The sequence below is a fragment of the Borrelia hispanica CRI genome (genome assembly GCF_000500065.1).
GTDB lineage: Bacteria > Spirochaetota > Spirochaetia > Borreliales > Borreliaceae > Borrelia > Borrelia hispanica.
Genome location: NZ_AYOU01000030.1, coordinates 1 through 5,750, shown reverse-complemented (window position 1 = coordinate 5,750; position 5,750 = coordinate 1). Strand labels below are relative to the sequence as shown.

The 5,750-nt window shown below is 29.7% G+C and carries 3 protein-coding genes; all 3 read right to left on the bottom strand.

Features of this window, described 5'->3' with window-relative positions; genetic code table 11:
• Nucleotides 1–29: 29 nt before the first annotated feature.
• A complete protein-coding gene (locus U880_RS0100760; protein ID WP_024654389.1) occupies nt 30–743 on the bottom strand; it encodes a hypothetical protein in 714 nt (237 codons plus the stop codon).
• 300 nt (nt 744–1,043) lie between these two features.
• The gene (locus tag U880_RS0100755; RefSeq protein ID WP_024654388.1) at nt 1,044–2,288 is read right to left on the bottom strand and encodes a hypothetical protein; all 1,245 of its coding nucleotides are present in this window, start codon (nt 2,286–2,288) and stop codon (nt 1,044–1,046) included.
• Between the two features lie 357 nt (nt 2,289–2,645).
• Nucleotides 2,646–5,750, bottom strand: a 3,105-nt coding sequence (locus U880_RS10685; protein ID WP_024654387.1) for a tape measure protein, incomplete at its 5' end; no start/stop codon positions are given.

The following is a 5,750-nucleotide window of genomic DNA, read 5'->3' as shown; positions in this document are numbered from 1 at the left end:
CTATTCTATTTCATTATTATTAATATTTTTTATTTTATTTTTTTATTTTTTTCAATAGCCTCTTCTAAAAAGTTTTTTACTTTTTGAAAATTTGCTTCCAATTCTGAAAAAAATTCTTCATTATATTCATATGAACTTCTCATAATATTATGTATCATTTGTCGAGAATTATCTAAAAGTTGACTTATATCATTAGCCTTATCCTCTTGTTTATATTTTTGCGAAACAATCTTTTTTAAAAGCTCAATATCTCCTGCTATCGCTAAAACTTCATACATTATATCTGATTTCTTTTCTTTTATTGCTTTGATCCAATAAAGGGCATCTTTCACATCTCTAACATCATCATCCTTATTCAGCTGCAATTTAACTTCTAAATCTTTTACATCCTTTTCTTCTACTTCTTTATTTTCTTCACTTTCTTCTTCTGCCCCTACTTCAGCTGCTACTACTATTTTTTCTTCTTCTTTAGCATCTACCACTACAGGTTTTGCTACTACAGGTTCTAATATAGCTTCTAATACAGGTTCTACAAAAGCTTTTAATACAGGTTCTACTACTTCAGCTGCTTCTTCTAAAACAGATCTTATGCCTCTTTGATTAGATGTTTCACTATCAACGTGTTCTAAAGATTCACTATTCTCTTCAATAGCATCCTTATTAGAATTCAAACCAAAGAATAAATCACAACTAATAAAACTGAAAAGCAAACTTAAAATTAAAAATTTGTTTTTGAATTTCATTATTACACCTCTTTTGAAAAATTTGTCTTATTTAAACCCCCATTAATTATCACCAAATGAATAAATATAATATAAAATAGCAACATATTTATTACTATTTTAAGAAATTTATAGATAAAATGAAATTATTTGAGGTTTACATATTAAACAAAATATAATATAAAGCAAAAATTTCGATTTTCAATAATTTAAAATTAATTATTAATAAATTAACAAATAATACAATAAAATAAATAATCATTTATTAACGACTTTGGCATTTAATTTCTTTACAAAACTAGCACTTAAATTTTCAAACTATTATAAATTTGATATATTATCAACAAGTACCAATCTATTTTTATCCTTTACAACTAAACCTCTCTCCATTAGATCTAATAAATACTTCCTTATTTTATAATGAGACACATTTGTATCTTGATTAATTTGAATCAAAGACTTTATAGTACGTCTATCAGGTTCTAAATTAGATGCAATAAACTCAAGTGATTTATCAACAATATTGTTTGCAGATATTTCTTTAGCCTCTAAACTAGAAATTTGACCATGATTTTGAACCTTTTGATTCACACTACTCTTACTACAACTACTACACTTAATACCATCATCACATAAAAATAATAATTTTCTTTCACAAAATTTATGATAAGAATTTTGTATTATACAAAAAACCATTACTAAAAATATATCTAAACAAATAGACAACAACAATAGCAAATGAACAAAAATTATATTTGAATAATCATTTTTATTAATAACAATAGATGTCCCATCTAACACATTGATTGCCTTAATTCTATTATTATATAAATCTTTTTTTACAACAAGATCATCAAACTGAGATCCTAAATCATCCAAAGACTTCAAATATTCATTCTTTTTCGCAAATAAATCCTTATTCTCTCTTCTTGCATTTTCAATTTCTCTCATATAATCTTGTTTCATAGTTTTATATGTATAATCTAAACTCAAGTGTTTATTTTTCGCAAATTCTATACGATCATCATTATTTTTGATCTTAATATCAATATTAGATATCTCATCTTTCAGTATTTTTTCTCTCTCAGAGAGTCGTTTGAGAATATTTTTCTCTTTTGAATTCTGACTATTTTTAACGCTCAAAACAACGTCATTAATAGTATTTTCAAACATCAAGCTAAAAAAACTTTCAAAACTCATCCACGAACTTACAGACTGCGTTACAAGTCCTATGACTAATAATACAAGTATTGCTACTTTTTCTAAAAATACAAACAATGAAACTTGAACACGCTTTCTCAATAAGTACAAAAAATATAACAATATCGAAGATGGTACTAAAATAATTACCATTGTAAATGGTAATGTAAAATATAGTTTATAATTACTACCAACATCATAGCCTAAAATTCCTCTATGAGAATGCAAAACATTAAAGAAAAATAACAATAAAGCAAACATTATTAACCAAATATTGCAAACAATAAATTCAAAATTAAGTCTCCAACGATCCATAATACGAAACTCAACATCAATATTTCTTTTACTATTATTCTTACTTACCATATATACAAACCCCGAACCTCCCATAATTATATTACTAAATCGTCATGAATTAGTAAACTTATCGTCATGAATTAGTAAACTTATCGTCATGAATTAGTAAACTTATCGTCATGAATTAGTAAACTTATCGTCATGAATTAGTAAACTTATCGTCATGAATTAGTAAACTTATCGTTATGAATTAGTAAACTTATAAAAAAAGAATAAGACCAACAACAAAAGTTATTGATCTTATTCAAGGGTGTATCAATAGCAAAAATAATAAATTATCTTACTATGAATACAATTAATATTATACATCTTTTTCACAAAAAATCAATAGATAAAATCGATTGTTGAAAATATTTTTCATTTTTTCTATTCCGACATTCTAAAACCAATTGCATGTTCCTTCTCTTTCAACATCCGAACAAGTTTGTCGGCATCCAAAACATCCCCATGAAAATTATAATTATTGACAATTACGTGTCCCTTATTACTTCCTTCACTTTTTTGTATTCTGTTAATCTCTTCTGCGATGATTCTTGCTTCAAAATTTCTCAAATTTTGATCAATTGGTGCTGGTGTTACTCTTACAAGCTCATTTTGACCAAATTCACTAGTCATGAGTCCTGCACCAGGAATAAATGTTGGCCTTGTCGTCTTAAACATAGCCCCACTGCGGGCAAGCTTTATTTCTTCTATAGATCCTGCTGATTTTACTTTTGACATTCTTTTCAATATTTCGTCCAATAAATTTTGAGCATGACGCACATCATTAGCTTTGTTCCAATAAAACAAACTTGACTTTACTTTTTCAACTTCTGCCTCTGCCTTAATTCGTTCTCCTTCTAAAACCTCAAGTTTACGTAAACGCTCCGATTCAAGCTTTTTAGAATCTTCTGCCTTAGTAACTGCTTCACTATGCTGTTGTCTTTGAAATTGATACTCACTTTCTACTTTTGAAATTCTCTTTTGAAACTCCTCTCCAGATATTTGTCCTTTACTTTGAGCCTGTTTTAAGAACGCGATCTCCTTATTATACTGAGCATCAAGCTCATTCAGCTTCTCTTTTCGCATCTCAATTTCACGATCAAATACTTTCTCAAGATTAAGAAGTTTAACTTCACTTTGTTTAGCTAATTCTTTTAAATCCTCATCACGCTTTTTTTCAATCTTTTTGACTGCACCTTCTGCAAAACCTTGAAAAATTCCTTCGGCAAATTCTACAACAGATACTATAGCGTCTCCAAAAGGCAAAGATGACACTATATTTTTTGATAATTCAAAAAATGATCTTATTAGAGTATCGAATAGCCTCTCTATATCAGATTCTAGATCAAGTATTATTTGTTTCCCTAAATCTTTATTAACAACTTGCTTTGTAGCAGATAAAACCTTATTTAACATCTCATTTAAATTCAAACTCACACCTTTAGCTGTTTCTTTGACTTGATCTGCAAGTTGAAGTAAAGTATTCCTGTTTGCTTCATTAAGCATTTTAAATTCTTTCTTATGTGATTCTACAAAATCACTATAAAGCTTATTAATCTTAACCTGCATCTCAGCAGTAGCTTTTTCTCTTTCTTTTAAAGGACGCATAAATACTTCAAACTGCATTGACGTAACCTTTTCTTGTAAAGCTTTGTGTGCTTCTACAAAAGATCTATCATTTGCTGTTTTTTCAAATTCATCTACTCCCTTTTTAAGGGCAATAAACAGTTGCTTATTAGCATCATTAAGAGAATGAAAACTTTCTGAATAATTATTAACAAATTCTTGCTGCTTCACATTAATAACATTAGCAAGTTCCTTCATTTTACTTTCTTGTTCTTCATATGGAAGCATCAAAACTTCTTGATTCAGTCTTGCTATTTCTGCTTGTAAGTCTTTATGTTGATTCACAAAATGATGATTAGATTGAGCAAAATCATTAACCTGTTTCTCAATATTAGCAAGAGTTTGCTGATTTTGTTGAATCAAAATATCAAAATTTTTGCCATACTTACCAATAAATTCCTTATTTTTTGCATTTACTATAGACTGTAAATCACGAGTAGCCTTTTCTTGTTCATGCAAAGGCTTAAGAAATACTGCTCTTTGCATTTTGAAAATTTGTTGTTGCAAAGTCTCATATTCTGCAATCATCTGCTTATTGAGATTATCTATTCTTCTTTTTTCGGCCTCTATTTTTCGTTTTTCTGAATTACTATTATCCTTCACCAAATCAGGAGCAGGCTCTGATGATGCAACTGTCTCTACAATCTTCTTATCTTTACCTTTAACCATACTCAATGCTTCATACAATGTATCCCAAACACTTTGTGACCATTTTTTCAAAGTTTGAAAAAGAGAGATAATCGGTTCGAATCCAGCCTTAAATTTTTCAACAAATTTAGTAGCAACATAGTTTGCAAACTCTTTTATTTGATCAAATACATCGACTACAGAATTTTTGATCTTTACAAAAATATTGACAACTGATTGAATTGCAAACTTGAATCCCTCAACAAACTTGGTAGAAACATAACCTACAAAATCTGTCAATTTCTTAGTAAAAGTAATTACCGAAGCAGTTGCTTTTGTTATGGGAACTAAAATTCCAATCATTAACCATTGTTTCGTTTTTTCAAAACCAATCATCAAAGGTTCAAATGCTTTTCCAAGCTCAAGAAATAATTTACTACTTAATTTAGAAGTTTGAAGCTGAGCTTCTGACAAATTCTTTGCTCCACGAGCAGTATTGCCGTAAAACTTACCACCTTCAGCTGTAGCCTTCTTCAAAGCACCACTTAATTCATCGAAACCAACTCGACCTTTACTTGCCAATTCTAATAATTCGTCACTTGCTACTCCAGCTTCTTTTGCCAAAATATCCGTAATGTCAACTCCAACACTACGAAGAGCTTCAAGATCTTCTACGGCAATCCTATTACTAGCCTCTACTTTAGAATAGATCTCTGCCAACTTTGTAAGTCCTTCACTACTATTCCCCGCAGCCTCCCCAAACATACGCATACGTTGACTAACTTCAGAAGCAGAAGCTCCATAAGATAACATGGTTTGAGCAGCACTACTTATAGCTTCACTAGTAAATGTGGTTTGTTCCCCAAAAGCATTCATATCATCGGCTAAAGCTTTTCCAAGACTATCGTTATTTAGCATCTGTGAAAAAACACTAACTTCATTGTTAAATGATTCTAAAGACTCCATAGCGCCTGTAAAAACATTATTAACAGCATTGCCCGCCATTTGAAGAGTTTTCACAATCAAAACTATAGGACCAATAGTATTTACCATTCTCTCTAAAGCGTCCGCTGCTGCATTTGCCATATTTTTTACATTGAACAAATTTTTACCAACACGTTTTAGAGTGCTCCCAACGCTTTTGAAACTTTTGGTACTATTACTTCCAACAACTTTGACGGCTGAAGCAAGATTTTTGAAATTATCACCCATCCTTCGAGTATTCTCAATCAAAGC